Here is a 19,357-nt window from a genome sequence, read left to right on the forward strand (position 1 = left end):
GCGCCAGGCTCCTAGCGGGCCGACTTGGCGGCGGCCGAGGCCGTCGGAACGGCGCTGCCGATCCGCACCGCGTCGCCCTCGCCCAGGAAGCCGGCGCCCTCGACAACGACCCGCTCGCCGGCGGTCAGTCCGGTGGCGGCGATCTTGTCGGCGGTGGCGGCCACGATGGCGATGCGGCGGAACCGGGCATGGTTCTTGGCGTCCAGCACGAACACGCCGGGGCGATTCTCGCGATACAGCACCGCGGCGCTGGGAACGGTCAGGGCGGGCTGGTCGCCGGCCTGAATGGTGGCGCGGGCGAACATGCCGGTGCGGAAGCCACCCATGCTGGTCAGCGCCACGCGCGCGACGCCAAGTCGGGTCTGGCCATCCACCTCTGGCGTGACGATGCGAACGCGACCCGTGGTCTGGCCGACCTTGTCGGAGATGATGGTGGCGGTCATGCCCGCCTTCACCAGGGCCAGATCGGTCTCGGGGATTTCGGCGTCCAGTTCCAGGCGGCTGTCACGCACGATGCGGAAGACTTCCGCGCCCGTGCTGACAATCTGGCCCTTGGTCACGTTGCGACGGCTGATCAGGCCCGCCACCGGAGCGCGGATGGCGGTCTGGGCCAAGCGGGCGGCGGTCTCGCCACGCGCGGCCTGGGCCGAGGCGACCTGGGCGGCGGCGGTCTGCTGCCTGGCCAGGCTGGTGTCCAGCGAGGCCTGCGACAGGTAGCCCTTGGCCTGGAGCTCGCGCGAGCGGCGCAGGGCGGCTTCGGCCTCGGCCAGTGTGGCTTTGGCGCTGGCGACGCCGGCGTCCTGCTGGCGCAGCTGGGCCGAGAGCAGGGTGTCGTTGAGCTTGACCAGGACCTGGCCGGCCTGGACGGTGTCGCCTTCCTCGGCATTGACCGAGATGGCCGTCAGGCCGCCCGTTTCGGCGCCGACAACGACCTCTTCCCACGGCGAGATGGTGCCGGTGGCGTTGATCTGGCGAGGCACCGACTGCGAGACGACGGTGGCGATGCTGACCGTCTGGGTCGCGGTCGCCCCGGCGGGCGGCTTGGCCGCCTTGGGCTTCTTGTCGCCGCCGCAGCCGGCAAGCGCCAGAGCGCCCATGCCCAGGACCAAAACCAGCGCGCTCGAACGCATGACGCGCCCCTTGATCCCGTAAACCACGATCGTCCCCGATGTCCCAGAAAGCCTTCAAGGCCTTCTAGCCGACAAAGCGCTGGTCGCTGAGTTAAATGATCGTAAGACGATATGGGGGGCCGGGTTAGAGCGTCGGCGCGGCGCCGGACTGGGCGGCCAGGGCCCGATTGAACCCTTCGCGAGCGCGCATCCGGGCCCAATAGGCCGCGACATCCGGGGGGAAATCCTCCGCAAGACCCAGGGATGTGGCCAGCAGCAGGGCGTAGGCGATCGAGATATCCGCGCCCGTGAAGCGGTCGGCGGCGGCGAAGGCGTGGTCCTTCAGGATCAGGTCCAGCCCCTTCAGTCGCGACAGGAACCAGCGGGCATAGTCGGCGGCGACCTGGGGATTGCGCCGTTCCTCGGGTTCGAGGCGCGAATAGCGCAGCACCAGGGTCTGGGGAAAGGTCAGGGTGGCCTCGCCGAAATGCAGGCCGTTCAGATAGGCGCCATAGCCGGGCTCTTCGGGGCGCACCGACAGGCGTCCCTCGCCGTGGCGCATCGACAGATATTCGATCATCGCCGCGGATTCGGTCATCCGGGTGTCGCCGTCGATCAGAAGCGGGATGGTGCCCAGCGGGTTTTCGTCGAGGAACTCCCGCCCCAGGAACCTTGGCGGGAAGGGCAGGAGCTTGAGGTCGTAGGCGAGGCCAAGCTCTTCCAGCGCCCAGAGGGGGCGAAAGGACCGGGCGTCCCGGCAGTGATAGAGGGTGATCATCGCGGTCGGCCCTGGTCCAGGCTTGTGGGGTCCAAGCTTGTGGGGTCCAAGCTGACGGGAGCGGACCAGAAAACCGCCGGACTGTCTTCCGTGACGCGGCGTCAGTCGGGCTAGCGCGCCTTGGTGGTCTGCTTCAAACGGAAAAGACTTCCCAGCAGCAGGGCCAGCATCGTCAGATAGCTGAAGATCGCTCCGGCCACATAATAGGCCCGGCCCCAGATGTCCGCGTCGATGATCACGGCCAGATGCAGCAGCACCCCCAGGCCATGGAAGCCGCTGGCCCACATCGGCCACCAGCGGTCCGATCTCAGCGCGATCGCCACCAGGGCCGCTAGCAGCAGCCCGTCGATGATCATGACTCCGGTCTGGGGACCCCACAGCTGGAGGCTCCGCTGGGCGAAGGCGCTGCCCAGCCAGGCCAGGGCCATGGCGGCGGCCGCCCACCGCTCCGGCCCGCCGCCCCGCCAGGCGGCGATGCCGCACGACACGACAAGGGCCAGAAGGCTGGCCCACTGGTAGAGCGCGTGAAATTCCATCGATGGAACCTGCGGCGCCGCAGCGCGGAAGGCTAGCCCGGTCGCCCTGCGCGACCGGGCCGGCGGCCCTAGGCGGCCCGGACGGGCTTGACGACCTCCAGCCGGCCATCGGCCAGTCGGCCCTCTGGCGTCGGGGGCTTTTCGCCGCCGCTGCCGAAAGACACCGCGGCCAGGCCGATATCGCGCTGGGCGACCGACAGGCGCTTGTGGGTGTCGACGATGTTCTGCCGGGCCAGGCCCAGGGCTTGCATGGTGTCGATGGCGCCCATCAGGGCGTCCTGGCCGATCAGGGCCGAGAGATTGGCGTCTTCACGACTGGTCGGCATCAGGCCCGCGAGATTGGCGGTGCGGGCGATCGCGGCGTCGATGGCTTTTTCGGCGGCGAACAGGGCCTCGGCGACGGTTTCGGCGGCCTGGCGGCGTTGCTTGAGCATGAGCGGTCTCCTCGCGCCGAGCGGTGTCGGCGCGTTGCGGGATTGGGATTGTCGGGATTGACGGGCCTCGCCGACGGCGAGGCGATGCTCAGAACAGTTCTTCGAGGGCTCTAAGGCCCGCCAGGATCGATCCGAACGCCAGGGCGGTCACGATCATCACGGCGACGATGAACCCCAGTCGGTGGAGGGCTGTCAGCGCATTGGGCCCTCCTCCGTACAGGGAGAAGAAGCCTCGGGATCCGAGGACGGGAAGGTCTCGTCCATCACCGCGCTGGCGATGCACAGGATCTCGCGCAGCACCATCTCGGCCGGCTTGAACGGCGCCTGCTTGCGGGTCGCCGTCACCAGGTCGCGAACCATGGCCGCGCTGTCCGGCGTCGCCGACAGGCTGCAAAGCTGTCGCTCCAACTGGCCCCAGGTGAACGGCGGTGTCTGGTCCGGGGGCGAGTTCAGCGCGGGCCAGCTCTGCCGGAAGCGCTGAATGTCCTCGTGCAGATAGGCCACCCGGCCGACCGCGTCCTTCTGGTGTGGGTTCAACTCGGTCACTGAACGCTCCTTCCTCGATGCGGTCAGCTGACCGCGAGGAGAGAGCGTCGCCTAGCCGCGACGGATGGGACCCTGATCCGATCGGAGGGGGGGTATCGGAGGCGGGCGGCGAGATCCGGTCGCTGGCCAGGCGCGCGGCCGCGTAGCGGTCAGGCGCGCCCAGGCGCTTGCGGGCCTTGTCCAGATGCCAGTCCACCGTGTGCTTGGAGAGGCCCAGTTCGCGGGCGATCTCCTTGGAGCTCATGTGGCGATCGACGAGGCGCAGGCATTCGCGCTCACGCTCGGTGAGTCGACTCAGGTCGATGGACGTCTCGACCGACAGGATCGCCCCCTTGTCCATGCTTTGATCTTTAGGCAAGGCGCGGCCACGAGCAAGCGTATCGGCCAGGCTGTCCCTATTTCGGGGGCAGATCGCCGGGTTCGAGGCCTGACGAGACTTTCCACAGATCGATCCCGCCCTCGGAGGCGTGACGGTCGATGGCGGCCAGCTCCTCGGTCGAGAAGGCCAGGGCGTTGAGGGCGGCCAGCGAGTCTTCCAGCTGCGCCACCGTGCGGGCGCCGACCAGGGCCGAGGTGACGCGCGGGTCGCGCAACACCCAGGCGATCGCCATCTGGGCCAGGGTCTGGCCGCGCGCCTGGGCGATGGCGTTCAGCCCCTTGATGCGCTCCAGGTTGTCGGCGCTCAGCAGGTGATCGCCGAACGAGCCGCCCTTCGCCACGCGGGAGTCGGACGGCACGCCGTTCAGGTACTTGCTGGTCAGCAGGCCCTGGGCCAGCGGCGAGAAGGCGATGCAGCCGACGCCCAGGGTTTCCAGTTCGTCCAGCAGGGCGTCCTCGATCCAGCGATTGAGCATCGAATAGGACGGCTGGTGGATCAGCAGCGGCACGCCCTCGGCCCTGAGGATGGCGTGGGCCTGGCGGGTCAGTTCGGGTGAGTACGAAGAGATGCCGACATAGAGCGCCTTGCCGGTGCGATGCAGATGGGCCAGCGCGCCCATGGTCTCTTCCAGCGGCGTCGTCGGATCGACCCGATGAGAATAGAAGATGTCGACATAGTCCAGCCCCATGCGCTTGAGGCTCTGGTCGCAGCTGGCGATCAGATATTTGCGCGAGCCGCCGATGCCGCCATAGGGGCCCGGCCACATGTCCCAGCCGGCCTTGGTGGAGATGACCAGCTCGTCGCGGTGGGCCTTGAAGTCGCTCGCCAGGACGCGGCCGAAGTTCTCTTCCGCCGAGCCGTAGGGCGGGCCGTAATTGTTGGCGAGATCGAAGTGCGTGACGCCCAGATCGAAGGCGCGGCGCAGGATGGCGCGACCGGTCTCGAACACGTCCTCGCCGCCGAAGTTCTGCCAGAGGCCCAGCGAGATGGCCGGCAGATCCAGGCCGCTTCGGCCCGTTCGGCGATAGGGCATGGCGTCATAGCGATTGGCGGCGGCGACATAGGTCAAGGCGGGCGTCCCTCATCGGCGGTCCGTGCTCGGGGCCGGTCCGTCCTGTTTCTGACAACGTTGTCAATCTATCGCGCATTGCGAGGGCGGCAAGCCCGGTCTTCAGGCCTCGCGGCGAGCGGCTTCGGACTCGGTGGACGGCGATGCGGCGCGGATCAGTTCCAGCACGTCGACGATGATCAGCCGCATGGCGGTCGAGGCGCGGTCGGCGTCGCGCGCTATGATCGCCTCGGCCACGTCCTCGTGCGAGGGGATGCTGGCGGTGCGGCCCTTGATGCGGTTGGTGAACCGGATCGAGATGCGCAGGGCGGTATTCACCAGCTCGTGCAGCTCGCGATAGAATGGGTTCTTGGTCGCGTTCAGGATCGAGATGTGGAAGGCGATGTCGGCCGACAGGGCGTCGTCCTCGCCCTGGGCGGCGGCCTTCATGCGGCGCAGGCCCTTGCGGATTTCCTCCAGCCCCGCCTCGTCGGCGTTGCGAGCGGCGAGCGCCGCGGCGGCGGGCTCGATACCCAGGCGCATCTCGGTGAACTCGGCCAGCAGGCGAAGGCTGAACTTGCGTTCCAGCAGCCAGCGCAGGACGTCGGGGTCCAGCAGGTTCCAGTCGGACTCCGGCTCGACCACCGTGCCGTGGCGCGGACGGGCGCTGAGCAGGCCCTTGGCGGTCAGCATCTTGACCGCTTCGCGGGTGACCGTGCGGCTGGCCCCGAACTGCTTGGAGAGCTCACCCTCGGTGGGGAAGCCAACGGTGACATATTCGCCGGTGACAATAGCCTGACCCAGCGCCTCGACCAGACCGTAGGTCAAACTGAGGCCAGGCTGGGTGCGCATCGGCTAGTGTTCTTTCCTGTGAGTCGGCGCGATCTGAATCGGTCCTGTTTAGCGTGGTTCGCTCAGGCCAGGAACAGTCGGTGCGTCAACGAATACACGGCTCTCCCGCAGTTGTGTGACCAATCTTGAATTGTCGTCAGCCGCCCGGTGCGGCCGACGACACTCGGCTCACGATATTGACGCCTTTCGAGGGGCGGTTGTTCTTGGCCAGGCGGAGCTCCGACTAGGTCTGCGCATTCCAGGCCGCGATCAGGGCTGCGGCCTTCTGGCCGACCTGCTCGGGCGTATCGCCGGGCCGATAGAGTTCCCCCCCGACGCCGATGCCGGCAACGCCGGCCTTCAGCCAGGGCTCCAGATTCGCCGCGCCCACGCCGCCGACGGCATAGACCAGGATTTCCTTGGGCAGCACGTCCTTGACCGCCTTGATGTGGCTGGGGCCAAAGCTGCTGGCCGGATAGAGCTTCAGCGCCCTGGCGCCGGCCTTGACGGCGGCGAAGGCTTCCGACGGCGTGGCGAAGCCGGGCATGGCGGTCAGGCCCAGCGCGACGGCTCGGGCGATAACCTCGGGATCGGTGTTGGGCGTGACGATCAGCTTGCCGCCGGCCGCCGCCACGTCATCGACCGCCCGGGGCGTCAGCACGGTGCCGGCGCCGCACAGGGCGACATCGCCATAGGCGGCGCACAGGCGCTTGATGCTCTCCAGCGGCTCGGGCGAGTTGAGCGGCACCTCGATGGCGCGAATGCCGGCGTCGACCAGGGCCTTGGCGATGGCCACGACCTCATCGGGCTTCACGCCGCGCAGGATCGCCACGATGGGCGGGGGAGCGGTGACCGTTTCAGGCGAGGACATGGGACTCGTTACTCTTGGAGGGCGACAAGGCGGAGAGGCCGGCCAGCACGGCGGCGTCGCCATCGACGGCCACGGTGCGGCCGCCCTGGGCGGCTATGGCCTGACCGTAGAAATCATTCAGGGTCGGGGCGCCGACCAGGGTCACCTGCCCCAGCGCGCCGAACCACTGGCGGGCGGCGGCCGCGTCGGCGCCGATCAGCAGGCCCGACAGGAAACCCATGGCGTCGGCGGCGGGCAGGGCGTCGAGCAACTGCCGGGCGCGGGTCTCGAACAGGAGGTGCGGCAGCAGGGCCGGGCCCTTTTCCGTGATCCGCGCCAGACCCATGGCGAAGCCCCCGGCCGAGCCCTGCACATCGGCGGCGACGCCGGCCGCCAGGGTCGAGTGCTGGCGCAGCAGGGCGAAGGCTTCGCCGACCGGAGCCGTAAGAAAGCCGGTGATCGCGCCGTCTTCGACCACGGTCCACTTGCTGTGGGTGCCGGGCAGGACCAGCAGATGGCGGCCGGTCTTCAGGGTGGGATCCAGTTCGAGGGCGCCCAGGATCTGGGTCTCCTCGCCGCGCATCACGTCGGGTCCACCCAGCGGATTGACGCACGACAGGCCCGGGATGATCGACACCGGCAGGCCGTCGGCCTCGATCTTCAGCACCCGTTCGCGCAGGTCATTGGCGGTGGCCGGGCAGGGGGCGTAGGGGGCTTCCTCCCAGCCGATGCGCGAGCCGACCATACCGCACAGGATCGCACCGGAGGGCCGCGCCTCGCGCCAGTCGCCGACCAGATCGAGGAAGGTCTGTTCCGGCGATTGCGTCAGCGCGCTGACCCCGGGGCCATCCCGGCGATCCAGCACGCTCTTGCCCTGGCGAAGATAGAGCCGAAGCCGCGAGGTGCCCCAGTCGCCGAAGATGGAGATCGACGGGTCCATCAGTGGCTTTCGCGGGTGACGACCGAGCCGGAGGCCCCGACCAGGAAGTCCAGGTCGCAGCCTTTGTCGGCCTGAAGAACGTGGTCGATATAGAGCTTGGCATAGCCGCGCGTCGCCACGGGCGGCGGCGGGTTGGCGCGCCAGACCGCCAGTCGGGCTTCCATCTCGGCGTCCGAGATCTGCAGGTTCAGGCTGCGGCTGGGGCCGTCGAACACGATCTCGTCGCCGTTGCGGACGATGGCCAGGGGGCCGCCGGCATTGGCCTCGGGCGAGACATGCAGGATGACGGCGCCGAAGGCCGTGCCGCTCATGCGGGCGTCGCTGATGCGGACCATGTCCTTGACGCCCTTCTCCAGCAGCTTCGTCGGCAGTGGCATGTTGCCCACTTCCGGCATGCCCGGATAGCCCTTGGGGCCACAGCCCTTCAGAACCAGGATCGAGGTCTCGTCGACATCCAGGTCGGGCGAGTCGATACGGGCGCGGAAGTCTTCGATGGACTCGAAGACCACCGCCTTGCCGCGATGGCTCAGCAGGTGAGGGCTGGCCGCGCTGGGCTTCATGACCGCGCCGCCGGGAGCCAGGTTGCCGCGCAGCACCCAGATGCCGCTGTCGGCCTTCACCGGCGCGTCGAGCGGGCGGATCACCTCGGTGTTCCAGACCTCCGCTTTCTCGTACTGAGCGCCGATGGGGGCACCGGCGACCGTGGGGGCGGTCGGGTCGAGGAAGGGCTCCAGCGCCTTCATCACCGCGGGCAGGCCGCCGGCATAGTGCAGGTCTTCCATCAGGAAGCGCCCCGAGGGCTGCAGGTCGACCAGCAGCGGCACATCCCGCGACAGGACGTCAAAGTCCTCTAGGGTCAGTTCCACGCCCAGCCGTCCGGCCAGGGCCAGCAGGTGGACGACGGCGTTGGTCGAGCCGCCGATGGCGGCATGGACGCGCAGGGCGTTCTCGAACGAAGCGCGGGTGGCGACCTGCGACATGGTCCGGCCCTCATGGACCATGCGGACGATGGTGCGGCCGGTCTCGTGCGACATGGCCCGGCGGCGGGCGTCCACGGCGGGGATGGTGGCGTTGTAGGGCAGGCTCATGCCCATGGCTTCGACGATCGAGGCCATGGTCGAGGCGGTGCCCATGGTCATGCAGGTGCCGGGCGAGCGGCTCATGCCGCTCTCGGCCGACATGAATTCCGGCAGGGTCATCTCGCCGGCCCTGACGGCCTCGGAGAACTTCCAGACGTCGGTGCCCGAACCGATGTCCTTGCCGCGGAACTTGCCGTTCAGCATCGGACCGGACGAGACGACGATGGTCGGCAGGTCGACGCTGGCCGCGCCCATCATCTGGCCCGGCGTGGTCTTGTCGCAGCCGCCCAGCAGCACGACGCCGTCGATCGGATTGCCCCGGATCGACTCCTCGACATCCATGGCCAGCAGGTTGCGGAACAGCATCGCCGTCGGCCGCATCTGGGTCTCGCCCAGGCTGATGGCCGGGAACTCCAGCGGCAGGCCGCCGGCTTCCCAGACGCCGCGCTTCACGTGCTCGGCGATGTCGCGCAGGCCGGCGTTGCAGGGGGTGATCTCGGACCAGGTATTGCAGATACCGATCACGGGACGGCCGTCGAACACGTCGTCGGGCAGTCCCTGGCTCTTCATCCAGCTTCGATGGATGAAGCCATCGCGATCCAGCTTGCCGTAAGACCCGCCGCTGCGCAGGCGCTTGCCCGCGTTACCATCACTCATAACCATCCCTATCGCCGGCTGGATTCGGCTCTCGAACGCCTCTTGCGCTCATTTATAGTATTATTTGGATTATCGCAAACCCACGTCGCGGCTGCCCTGCTGATGTGTCCGAAAGCGCCGTCTGGCTGGAGTGTGGCGCAGAAACCTCGTTTACAGATGAAATGATAGCGCTATCAAGTGCGACTTGAAGGTGCTAATTATACGATTATAGGTCGGATCAGATCGCGCGATCCGACTTGAGGAAACGCACGTCATCGGCGCCAAGAAGGCCGGGGCGGATCGGGAAACGGGGGAAGGAAACAGGCATGCAAAGCCTCACCAAGTCACATCGCCATCTGATGCTCGCGGGCGCTTCGGCGCTGGTTCTGTGCGCGGCCGCGCCGTCGGCGTTCGCGCAGGACACGGCCGTCGAGGAGGTGGTCGTCACCGGCCAGCGCGCGGCGATCATGTCGGCGCAAAAGATCAAGCAAAACGCGCTGGAAATCATCGACGGCGTCAGCGCCGACGACATCGGCAAGCTGCCCGACCGCTCGGTCACCGAAGTGCTGCAGCGCATCGTCGGCGTCACTATCGACCACACCATGTCGCGCGGCGATCCCGAGCACTTCTCGGTCGAGGGCTCGGGCGTCAACATCCGCGGCCTGACCTATGTTCGCTCCGAGCTGAACGGCCGTGACAGCTTCACCGCCAACGGCGGTCGCAGCCTGAGCTTTGAGGACGTGCCGCCGGAGCTGATGGCCGGCGTCGACATCTACAAGAACCCCTCGGCCGAACAGATCGAAGGCGCCATCGGCGGTCTCGTCAATCTGCGGACCCAGATGCCGTTCAACCACAAGGGCATGAAGCTGGCGGCGTCCGCGGCCCTGGGCTACGGCGAGCTGCGCAAGGGCAAGGGCAAGCCGTCCGCCTCGCTGCTGTTCAGCAACCGCTGGGACACCCCGATCGGCGAGATCGGCGCCCTGTTCGACGTCGCCTATTCCAAGAGCTCGACCCGCACCGACGCCATCCAGCAGGAACCCTATTTCCCGCACCTGGCCGATGCGTCCAATCCCTGGAACACCACTGGCAAGACGGTGTGGGCGCCCAACGGCCTGCAGTGGCGCACGCTGAATTTCGACCGCAAGCGCGTGGGGGCTTACGGCGCCCTGCAATGGCGCCCGAACGACAAGGTCGAGACCGCCCTGACCTGGTTCAACTCGCAATACGACATGGCGTGGGGCGAAAACGCGATCTTCTCGCAGATCGGCTCGCCCGGGAACCTGGTGATCACCAACGGCCAGTATGACGACAGGGGCGTGCTGAAGAAGGGCGTGCTGACCGACCCGGCCGACGGCGGCATGCCGTTCAATGACGACGTCCGCGCCGCCAACCGCAAGTCGCGCACCACCGACGTGTCGTGGTCCACGACCTGGAACCCCGACGACAAGCTGACGATCAAGACCGACCTGCAGTATGTGCGCAGCACCACGGTGGGCTTCGACTCGACCGTCGCGACCGGCCTGCTGATCCCCAGCGAGACGATCGACCTGACGGGCAAGCTGCCCCGGATCGGCGTCGACAACGCCTATATGTCCAACCCCAGCAACTACTACTGGGCCTTCACCATGGACCACTTCGACCAGAGTGTGGGTCATGAGTGGGCGTGGCGCGGCGATGTGGACTATGCGTTCGACGAAGGCGGCGTGATCAAGTCGCTGCGCTTTGGCGCCCGCTTCACCGACCGCGACGCCGAGAACAAGAACACGCCCTACAACTGGCAGGCCCTCAGCCAGACCTGGATGCTGGGCTGGTACATGCCCGATCTGGCCTATCTGAACGACTACAAGGCCAGCAACACGCTTCACACCTTCCCCAACTTCTTCAACGGCCAGGCCGATCTCCCGTCGCCGGTGGTGTTCCCGGGGCTGGATCTGGCCAACGGCTGGCCCGCCAGCTACGCCAAGCTGCACGCCTTCCGCGCCGACAACAGCTTCAGCGACAAGGGCTACACGTGGTCGCCCGCCAGCTACGGCGCCGGCGCGATCAACCTGCAGGGCGAGAACACCTATGCCGGCTACGCCCAGGCCCGGTTCGGCTGGGATGATCTGGCCTATCCGATCGACGGCACGATCGGCGTCCGCGTGGTCAAGACCCGCGCCGAGGCCACGGGCTCGTTCGTCGGCGCCCAGACCCCGACCCTGGATCCCTCGATCCCGGCCGGCGCCGTTCCGACCTTCGTGCGGATCTCAGCCGAGGGAACCTATTCGAACGACTACACCAACGTCCTGCCCAGCTTGAACCTGCGGGTGAAGCTTCGCGACAATCTGCAGGCGCGCTTCGCGGCGGCCCGCGCCCTGGCCCGTCCGGACTTCAGCCAGCTTCAGGCCTATACGACGCTCGACGTCGCGGTCTCGGGCACGGGCGCGGCCGCGCGCTTCGACCTGACCGGCACCGGCAGCGGCAACCCCTATCTGGAGCCGACCAAGTCGGACCAGTTCGACGCCACGCTGGAATGGTACTTCGCTCCGACCGGCTCGCTGACCGCGGCGGTGTTCCACAAGAAGCTGTCCGATGTGGTCACCAACACGCTCTACAACGTGCCTTACCCAGCCACGAACGGGACGATCTACCAGTTCTCGACCACGGCCCCGGTCAATGGCGCGAAGGGCAAGGCTGACGGTATCGAAGTGGCCTACAGCCAGTTCTTCGACTTCCTGCCGGGCGCGCTGTCGGGGTTGGGCCTGCAGGCCAACTACACCTACGTCGACAGCAGCCAGACCCTCTACAAGCTGCCGTCCAATGTCACGACCGGCCAGCAGGCCACCCTGGCCCTGAACCAGCTTGGCATCGACACCGACGGCTCGACCTATGGCGAGTTGCCCCTGACCAACCTGTCCAAGCACACCTACAACGTCGCCCTGATGTACGAGAAAGGCCCGATCTCGGCTCGCCTCGCCTACAACTGGCGCTCGAAGTACCTGCAGGCCGTCAACGTCAACGGCACTCGCGGCAGCAACGGCTTCAACAAGGCCACGGGTAACTACGATCAGAACTGGGCCCTGCCCACCTGGGCCGACGACTATGGTCAGCTGGATGCGTCGTTCTTCTACAAGTTCAACGAGCAGGTCAGCCTGGGCGTCGAGGCCCAGAACCTCTCGGACGCCCAGTACAAGCAGCTGATGCAGCAGAACATCGGCTTCAAGGGCCGCGCCTGGTTCGTGACGGGTCGCCGCTACAACGCCCAACTGCGTTTGACCTTCTAAGGCCCGAGCGTTCATCTCGGAGCGCCCGCGCCTTGATCACGGGGCGCGGGCCTTTCGTTGCGGGGGAGCCTGAATGACCGACAACCGCATCCGCAAGATCGTCATCGTCGGTGGCGGTACGGCCGGCTGGATCGCGGCCGCGGGGATCGCGCGCTTCTTCGAGAAACGCCCCCTGCAGATCGAGCTGATCGAGAGCGACCAGATCGCCACGGTCGGCGTGGGCGAGGCGACCATTCCGCCGATCCGCCAGTTCAACGCCGTGCTGGGCATCGACGAGATCGAGTTCATCAAGGCCACCCAGGCGACATTCAAGCTGGGCATCGAATTCCGGGACTGGGGCCAGGTCGGCGCGCGCTATTTCCACGGCTTCGGCGACTATGGCCCGGCGATAGACGGCGTCTCGCCGCATCATCACTGGCGCCGGTTGCGGGCGGCGGGGGATCCGACCAGCCACGAAGCCTATTCCCTGGCCGCCATGATGGCGATGGCGGGGCGGTTTCGACCGCCCATCCCCGATCCGCGCTCGATCTATTCGAGCTTCTCCTACGCCTTCCAGTTCGACGCCGGCCTCTATGCCCGCTTCCTGCGGCGCTACGCCGAAGCGCGGGGCGTGGTCCGCACCGAGGGCAAGGTCGTCGATGTCGCCCTGCGGCCGGCGGACGGCTTCATCCAGTCCGTACAGCTGGAAGGCGGCAAGGTCGTCGAGGGCGATCTGTTCATCGACTGCTCGGGTTTCCGGGGGCTGCTGATCGAGGGCGCCCTGAAGACCGGCTATGAGGACTGGTCGCACTGGCTGCCGGTCAATCGCGCCCTGGCCGTCCCCTGCGACAGTGATGGCGGGCTGGAACCCTACACCACGGCCACCGCTCGCGCGGCGGGCTGGCAGTGGAAAATCCCGCTGCAGCACCGCACCGGCAATGGCTATGTGTTCTGCGACAGCTTCATCAGCGAGGATCAGGCCGCAGAAACCCTGCTGGCCAATATCGGCGGCAAGGCTCGGGCGGGTCTGAATTCGCTGCGCTTCGTCACGGGTCGGCGGCGCAAGGTGTGGAACCGGAACTGCGTCGCCATCGGCCTGTCGTCGGGGTTCCTGGAGCCACTGGAGAGCACCAGCATCCACCTGATCCAGAACGGCGTCGGGCGGCTGCTGGAGTACTTCCCCGACCGCGACTTCGACCCCGGCCTGGCCGAGACGTTCAATCGCCTGAGCGCCGACGAGGTGGAATACATCCGCGACTTCCTGGTGCTGCACTATCGCACCAGCCAGCGCGACGATTCCGAGTTCTGGCGCTACTGCCGGTCGGTCGAGGTTCCCGACACCCTGGCGCGCCAGATCGAGACGTTTCGTGAGACCGGCAGGGTGATGCTGGGCGCCGACACCTCGTTCATGGAGCCCAGCTGGCTGGCGATCTATCTGGGGCAGGGGATCGTGCCGACCGCCCATGATCCGCGCGCCGATCTGATCCCGGAGGCTGAACTTGTCGAGGGCCTGCGCAGGCGTCGCGACGCGGTGCGCCAGGCCGTCGAAGCCGCGCCCCGGCAATCCGAGTTCATCGCCCGCTACTGCAGTGCGCCGGCGCTGGAACCGCTGGCATGAGCGCCTTCCTGACCCGTCCCGCCACAATTGATAGCGCTATCATTTCGCTTGTCGGGTATAATTGTATGACTATAGTTTTGGGCTGTAGCGCTCTCGAACGGTCTTCCGTTCAAGGGCGTTGCGCGGGGGCTCCTGCGGACCCGTCGCGTGACGCGTGGGTTCATTCTCCCCGAAGCCGCGCGGTCCTTTCTCCGCGCATCGTCTCCTGCGGCGATGCGCGGATTTTTCCACCTCTGGGGAAGATGGCTTTCGGCGGTGGTCGAAGCGCCTATCCGACACATAAGATTGATAGCGGTAACAAGATCGCGGCCTTCACTTCAACGAAAGGCGCGCCGATCGGCCGGCAAGGGAAGAAACGATGACCGGGTTCACCACCCTCCGCGCCGCCGTCTGTGGCGTCGCCCTGCTGGCCGCGACCGCGCTGTCCGGCGTCGCCCAATCGGCCGATCGCGACCTGCCGCGCCTGGTGCAGAAGGACGGTCGCCACGCCCTGATGGTGGACGGCGCGCCGTTCCTGATGCTGGGCGTGCAGGTCAATAATTCCAGCGCCTGGCCCTCGCAGATGCCCAAGGTCTGGCCGGCCGTGAAAGCGCTGCGGGCCAACACCGTCGAGGTTCCGATCGCCTGGGAGCAGATCGAGGCGGTCGAGGGTCAGTTCGACTTCTCGTATCTGGACCTGCTGCTCAAGCAGGCCCGCGACAACGACGTGAAGCTGGTCATCCTGTGGTTCGGAACCTGGAAGAACAACGGTCCCAGCTACGCGCCTGAATGGGTCAAGCTGGACAACAAGCGCTTCCCGCGGGTGATCAACGCCAAGGGCGAGGTCAAGAACTCGCTGTCGCCGCACTTCCCGGCCACGCTGGAGGCCGACCGCAAGGCGTTCGTGGCGCTGATGCGGCATCTGAAGACCGCCGATCCCGACCACACCGTGATCATGGTCCAGCCCGAGAACGAGGTCGGGACCTACGGCGCGGTTCGCGACTTTTCACCGACCGCCCAGAAGCTGTTCGACGGCCCCGTGCCGGCGCCGCTGGTCAAGGCGATGAAGAAGCAGCCGGGAACCTGGAAGGCGGTGTTCGGCAAGGACGCCGACGAGTTCTTCCACGCCTGGCACATCGGCCGTTTCGTCGATCAGGTGGCCCAGGCCGGCAAGCGCGAGCTGGACCTGCCGATGTACGTCAATGCGGCGCTGCGTGATCCCTTCAACTGGCAGGATCCGCTGACCTATTCGAGCGGCGGCCCGACCTGGAACGTGCTGGACATCTGGAAGGCGGCGGCGCCGTCGATCGACGCCCTGGCGCCGGATATCTACATGCGCGAGAGCGCCAATGTCCGAAAGACGCTGGAACAGTACGGCCGACCCGACAACGCTCTGTTCGTGCCCGAGATCGGTGACGACAAGGGCTTCGCGCGCTTCTTCTACGACGTGCTGGGCGCTCACGGCCTGGGCTTCGCGCCGTTCGGCCTGGATTACACGGGCTATTCCAACTACCCGCTCGGCGCCAAGACGGTCGACGCCGTGGCGGTGGAGAACTTCGCCGTTCACTACCGCCTGCTGGCCCCGATGGTCCGTGAATGGGCCAGGCTGTCCTATGAGGGCAATGTCTGGGGCGTGGGCGAAGCCGATGACCGCAAGGCCGAGACTCTGAAGCTGGGCGAGCGGTGGGCGGCCACGGTCTCCTACGGCGAATGGCAGTTCGGCTCGATGGACCAGCCCTGGATGGGCAAGGCCGAGAAGCAGCCGGGGCGCGAGATTCCCGATGGCGGCGCCCTGATCGCCCAGTTGTCGCCCAACGAATTCCTGGTCACCGGCTACCGCGCGCGCGTCAGCTTCGGCTCCGCCAAGGGCGAGCGGATGATGATGGCCCGGGTCGAGGAGGGCCACTACGAGAACGGCCAGTGGGTGTTCGAACGCCTGTGGAACGGTGATCAGACCGACTACGGCCTGAACCTGACGACCCTGCCGCAGGTGCTGCGGGTCAAGCTCGCCACCTACTAAGCCATGACACAAGAACAAGCCCAGACGGGGAATCCAGTGATGCGCGCATTCAAACTGACATCGGCAAGCCTAGCCTTCGCCCTGGCCCTGACGGCCTCGACCTCGGCCCTGGCGCTGGAGGCCGGATTCGAGAAGACCGCCGACGGCGTGATCGTCAGCCCCGCCTCTGGGCCGGCGAAAAAGGTGCGGCTGCAGGTGATGGGCGACCGCATCATCCATGTCACCGCGACCCCGACCGACAGCCTGGCCACGCCGGCCAGCCTGATGGTGACGGCCAGCCCGGCGACCGGCGGCTTCACGGTCACCCAGTCGGGCGACAGCGTGGTGCTCAAGGCGGCCAAGGCCTCGGCCACGATATCGCTGCGGGACGGCACGGTCGACTTCCGCGACGCCGCCGGCAAGCTGGTGCTCAGCGAACGCGACCGCGGCGCCTTCATCCCGGTCAAGGTCGAGGGGCAGGACTTCTACGAGGTTCGCCAGCAGTTCAATCCTGGCACCGACGAGGCCTTCTACGGCCTGGGCCAGCACCAGAACGGCCAGATGAACTATAACGGCCAGGACGTGCAACTGCTGCAGTATAACCGCGCCGTGGCGGTGCCGATGCTGCTGTCCAGCAAGGGCTACGGCCTGCTGTGGGACAACAATGCGATCACCCGGTTCGGCAATCCGATCCCCTATGACGTGGCTTCGCGCGACCTGAAGATCTTCGACGCCAGCGGCAAGCCGGGCGGCTTTACGGCCAGCTACTCTGTCGGCGGCAAGCTGATGGTCAGCCGGGTCGAGAAGGACATCGACTATCGCTTCCTGAAGGACCTGCCCAACTGGCCGTCGGAAGCCGTCGATCCGGCGACCAAAGCCCCGATGAAGGACCAGAAGGTGGTCTGGGAAGGCCAGATCCAGACCGACAAGGCCGGCGTCCACACCTTCCAGCTCTATTCCAGCGACTACGCCAAGGTGTTCATCGACGGCAAGCTGGTGATCGACCGCTGGCGGCAGAACTGGAACCCCTGGTACCACAATTTCAGCGCCGCCCTGACACCGGGCAAGAAGCACAAGGTCCGGGTCGAGTGGAACCCGGACGGCGGCTATATCGGCCTGCTGCACAATGATCCGATGGCCAAGGCCGACCGTCACTCGCTGTACCTGACGTCGGAAGTCGGCAAGGCGATCGACTATTATTTCGTGGGCGGGGATGACCTGGACCAGGTGATCTCGGGCTATCGCGACCTGACCGGCGCGTCGGTGATGATGCCACGCTGGGCTTACGGCTTCTGGCAGAGCCGCCAGCGCTATGAGACCGCCGACCAGATCGTCGGGGTGGTCAAGGAATACCGCAAGCGCAAGCTGCCGCTCGACAACATCGTCATGGACTGGCGCTACTGGAAGGACCCGGAGTGGGGCACCCACAGGTTCGACGAGACGCGCTTTCCCGATCCCAAGGCCATGGTCGACGAGATCCATGGCCTGAACGCCCACTTCATGATCTCGATCTGGCCCAAGTTCTATCCGACGACGGAGAACTACAAGGAGCTGGACGCCAAGGGCTTCATGTATCGCCGCAATGTCGAACAGGGCGCGATCGACTGGGTGGGACCGGGCTTCAAGAACTCGTTCTATGATCCCTATCCGGCCGAGGCCCGCGCCATCTACTGGCGGCAGGTGAAGGACAATCTGAAGGGGCTGGGCGTCGACGCCTGGTGGATGGACGCCTCCGAGCCGGACATGCACTCCAATCTCGACGTGGCCGAGCGCACCTTGCGCATGAGCCCGACGGCGCTTGGCCCCGGCGCGGAGTACTTCAACAGCTATTCGCTGGTTCACACCCAGGGCGTCTATGAGGGCGAGCGCGCCCTGAACCCCGATGTGCGGCCGTTCATCCTGACCCGCTCGGGCTTTGGCGGCCTGCAACGCCATGCCTCGGCGGTGTGGAGCGGCGACGTGGTGGCGCGCTGGGACGATTTCCGCGACCAGATCTCGGCGGGCGTGAACCTGTCGATGTCGGGCATTCCCAACTGGACCACCGACATCGGCGGCTTCTCGGTCGAGAACCGCTACACAAACAAGGACCCCGCCCACTGGGCCGAATGGCAGGAGCTGAACCTGCGCTGGTTCCAGTTCGGCGCCTTCAGCCCGCTGTTCCGCAGCCACGGCGAGTTTCCGTTCCGCGAGATCTACAACCTCGCCGACGAGGGCACCGAGGTCTATCAGTCGCTGGCCTGGTACGACGAGCTTCGCTACCGGCTGATGCCCTATATCTACACGCTAGCAGCGGATAGTTATCACCGCGACGGCAGCCTGATGCGCGGCCTGGTCATGGATTTCCCGACAGACCTGAAGGTCCGCAATATCGACGACCAGTACCTGTTCGGCCGCGAGTTCCTGGTCGCCCCGGTGACGTCGTTCAAGGCCCGCTCGCGCGAGGTCTATCTGCCGGCCGGGGCGACCTGGTACGACTTCGAGACCGGCCAGCGCCACGCCGGCGGCCAGACCATCAAGGCCGCCGCGCCCCTGTCGCGCATGCCGCTGTTCGTGAAGGCCGGTTCGATCGTGCCGACCACCGTGGTCCAGCAGTATGTCGGCGAGAAGCCGGACGCGCCGATCACCCTGGTCGTCTATGCGGGCAAGGACGGCCAGTTCGAACTGTATGAGGACGACGGCCTCAGCAACGGCTACGAGCGCGGCGCCTGGAGCCGCATTCCGATCGCCTATGACGACGCCAGCGGCCGCCTGACCATCGGGGCGCGTTCGGGCTCGTTCAGGGGCATGCTCGACAAGCGGGTGATCAAGGTCCGCTTCATCGGCGGCCGCGCCAAGCCGACCGACTTCGAGACCGTCGACGCCACCGTGGACTATGCCGGCCAGCCGGTGGTGGTGATGCGCAAGCGATAGGGCCGCCGTCGCCCTGTCGCGGCGGCTGAAGGGGCCCTGCAGACCCATCACCCCGATCGTCTCCGAGGCGATCAGGGTGGTGGGAGCAGACGAGGCGACCGCGCCGGTGTGGCGCGGCGTCTGGCCGGAATGAAAAATCACATCGCCCAGGCGGTCGAGCCTTCGTGGCGTTCATAACTGAGCATTGCCGCGCCCCAAGCTGAGACGTCGATTCTGGTGAATCCCGCTTTAACGCCGGCTCAAGACTCCCCGGCCCGTTTGGGTAATTCGCGAGTCTAACTAGACTCATAAATGACTCTCAGGGGCAGATTATCTTCCTGTTAGGATTAATGAATATCTCGCGTGTATTAAGTATGCGTCACTATGTCTTAAATCAAATGGAAAGACTGCTGTTGGATACTAATCGTCGGGCAAAATGCCCGCCGGTAGTCAAAACGACGCCG

The 19,357-nt window shown here is 66.6% G+C and carries 14 protein-coding genes and 1 pseudogene; 4 read left to right on the forward strand and 11 right to left on the reverse strand.

Annotated features, from left to right (window positions below; translation table 11 throughout):
- Nucleotides 1-11: 11 nt before the first annotated feature.
- From ACW17V_RS04245 to ACW17V_RS04295, 11 genes and pseudogenes are all read right to left on the reverse strand, one after another.
- Nucleotides 12-1,130: an efflux RND transporter periplasmic adaptor subunit gene (locus ACW17V_RS04245; RefSeq protein WP_492107639.1), complete on the reverse strand. Its 1,119-nt coding sequence runs from the start codon at nt 1,128-1,130 to the stop codon at nt 12-14.
- 124 nt (nt 1,131-1,254) lie between these two features.
- The gene (locus tag ACW17V_RS04250; protein WP_492107640.1) at nt 1,255-1,887 is read right to left on the reverse strand and encodes a glutathione S-transferase family protein; all 633 of its coding nucleotides are present in this window, start codon (nt 1,885-1,887) and stop codon (nt 1,255-1,257) included.
- A 110-nt stretch (nt 1,888-1,997) separates the two neighbouring features.
- Nucleotides 1,998-2,423, reverse strand: coding sequence for a hypothetical protein (locus tag ACW17V_RS04255; RefSeq protein ID WP_492107641.1), 426 nt, complete (start codon nt 2,421-2,423; stop codon nt 1,998-2,000).
- A 68-nt stretch (nt 2,424-2,491) separates the two neighbouring features.
- A complete protein-coding gene (locus tag ACW17V_RS04260) occupies nt 2,492-2,857 on the reverse strand; it encodes a hypothetical protein (protein WP_492107642.1) in 366 nt (121 codons plus the stop codon).
- 192 nt (nt 2,858-3,049) lie between these two features.
- Nucleotides 3,050-3,403 carry a hypothetical protein gene (locus tag ACW17V_RS04265; protein WP_492107643.1) on the reverse strand — a complete coding sequence of 118 codons (354 nt, stop codon included), beginning with the start codon at nt 3,401-3,403 and terminating at the stop codon, nt 3,050-3,052.
- Between the two features lie 184 nt (nt 3,404-3,587).
- A pseudogene (locus tag ACW17V_RS04270) lies at nt 3,588-3,743 on the reverse strand (helix-turn-helix domain-containing protein); the annotation flags it as partial.
- 55 nt (nt 3,744-3,798) lie between these two features.
- Entirely contained in the window at nt 3,799-4,815 is a 1,017-nt protein-coding gene (mgrA, locus tag ACW17V_RS04275; protein WP_492108732.1) for an L-glyceraldehyde 3-phosphate reductase, read from the reverse strand.
- A 138-nt stretch (nt 4,816-4,953) separates the two neighbouring features.
- Nucleotides 4,954-5,682, reverse strand: a complete 729-nt coding sequence (locus ACW17V_RS04280) for a FadR/GntR family transcriptional regulator (protein WP_492107644.1) — start codon at nt 5,680-5,682, stop codon at nt 4,954-4,956.
- Nucleotides 5,683-5,905: 223 nt separating this feature from the next.
- Nucleotides 5,906-6,532 (reverse strand): 2-dehydro-3-deoxy-6-phosphogalactonate aldolase, encoded by a 627-nt coding sequence (locus tag ACW17V_RS04285; RefSeq protein WP_492107645.1) that lies wholly within the window; start codon nt 6,530-6,532, stop codon nt 5,906-5,908.
- Complete coding sequence (locus ACW17V_RS04290; protein WP_492107646.1) at nt 6,519-7,451, reverse strand: 2-dehydro-3-deoxygalactonokinase; 933 nt, start codon at nt 7,449-7,451, stop codon at nt 6,519-6,521. Before ACW17V_RS04290 ends, ACW17V_RS04285 begins: the two co-directional genes overlap by 14 nt.
- Nucleotides 7,451-9,187: an IlvD/Edd family dehydratase gene (locus tag ACW17V_RS04295; RefSeq protein WP_492107647.1), complete on the reverse strand. Its 1,737-nt coding sequence runs from the start codon at nt 9,185-9,187 to the stop codon at nt 7,451-7,453. The genes ACW17V_RS04290 and ACW17V_RS04295 overlap by 1 nt, the downstream gene beginning before the upstream one ends.
- A 305-nt stretch (nt 9,188-9,492) precedes the next feature.
- Between ACW17V_RS04295 and ACW17V_RS04300 the strand changes: the two genes are divergently transcribed.
- The 4 genes from ACW17V_RS04300 (at nt 9,493) to ACW17V_RS04315 (ending at nt 18,914) form a co-directional block, all read left to right on the forward strand.
- Nucleotides 9,493-12,429 carry a TonB-dependent receptor gene (locus ACW17V_RS04300; protein WP_492107648.1) on the forward strand — a complete coding sequence of 979 codons (2,937 nt, stop codon included), beginning with the start codon at nt 9,493-9,495 and terminating at the stop codon, nt 12,427-12,429.
- A 73-nt stretch (nt 12,430-12,502) separates the two neighbouring features.
- Nucleotides 12,503-14,026, forward strand: a complete 1,524-nt coding sequence (locus tag ACW17V_RS04305; protein WP_492107649.1) for a tryptophan halogenase family protein — start codon at nt 12,503-12,505, stop codon at nt 14,024-14,026.
- A 358-nt stretch (nt 14,027-14,384) separates the two neighbouring features.
- Nucleotides 14,385-16,025 (forward strand): DUF5597 domain-containing protein, encoded by a 1,641-nt coding sequence (locus ACW17V_RS04310; protein ID WP_492107650.1) that lies wholly within the window; start codon nt 14,385-14,387, stop codon nt 16,023-16,025.
- A 39-nt stretch (nt 16,026-16,064) separates the two neighbouring features.
- Nucleotides 16,065-18,914: a TIM-barrel domain-containing protein gene (locus ACW17V_RS04315; protein ID WP_492107651.1), complete on the forward strand. Its 2,850-nt coding sequence runs from the start codon at nt 16,065-16,067 to the stop codon at nt 18,912-18,914.
- The last annotated feature ends 443 nt before the right edge of the window (nt 18,915-19,357 follow it).

The sequence above is a fragment of the Caulobacter sp. FV2ye17ST genome (assembly GCF_058680955.1).

Coding starts and splice junctions, on each gene's coding strand:
- ACW17V_RS04245 (WP_492107639.1), bottom strand. CDS start 1,130: ATGCGTTCGAGCGCGCTGGTTTTGGTCCTGGGCATGGGCGCTCTGGCG.
- ACW17V_RS04250 (WP_492107640.1), bottom strand. CDS start 1,887: ATGATCACCCTCTATCACTGCCGGGACGCCCGGTCCTTTCGCCCCCTC.
- ACW17V_RS04255 (WP_492107641.1), bottom strand. CDS start 2,423: ATGGAATTTCACGCGCTCTACCAGTGGGCCAGCCTTCTGGCCCTTGTC.
- ACW17V_RS04260 (WP_492107642.1), bottom strand. CDS start 2,857: ATGCTCAAGCAACGCCGCCAGGCCGCCGAAACCGTCGCCGAGGCCCTG.
- mgrA (WP_492108732.1), bottom strand. CDS start 4,815: ATGCCCTATCGCCGAACGGGCCGAAGCGGCCTGGATCTGCCGGCCATC.
- ACW17V_RS04280 (WP_492107644.1), bottom strand. CDS start 5,682: ATGCGCACCCAGCCTGGCCTCAGTTTGACCTACGGTCTGGTCGAGGCG.
- ACW17V_RS04285 (WP_492107645.1), bottom strand. CDS start 6,532: ATGTCCTCGCCTGAAACGGTCACCGCTCCCCCGCCCATCGTGGCGATC.
- ACW17V_RS04290 (WP_492107646.1), bottom strand. CDS start 7,451: ATGGACCCGTCGATCTCCATCTTCGGCGACTGGGGCACCTCGCGGCTT.
- ACW17V_RS04295 (WP_492107647.1), bottom strand. CDS start 9,187: ATGAGTGATGGTAACGCGGGCAAGCGCCTGCGCAGCGGCGGGTCTTAC.
- ACW17V_RS04300 (WP_492107648.1), top strand. CDS start 9,493: ATGCAAAGCCTCACCAAGTCACATCGCCATCTGATGCTCGCGGGCGCT.
- ACW17V_RS04305 (WP_492107649.1), top strand. CDS start 12,503: ATGACCGACAACCGCATCCGCAAGATCGTCATCGTCGGTGGCGGTACG.
- ACW17V_RS04310 (WP_492107650.1), top strand. CDS start 14,385: ATGACCGGGTTCACCACCCTCCGCGCCGCCGTCTGTGGCGTCGCCCTG.
- ACW17V_RS04315 (WP_492107651.1), top strand. CDS start 16,065: ATGCGCGCATTCAAACTGACATCGGCAAGCCTAGCCTTCGCCCTGGCC.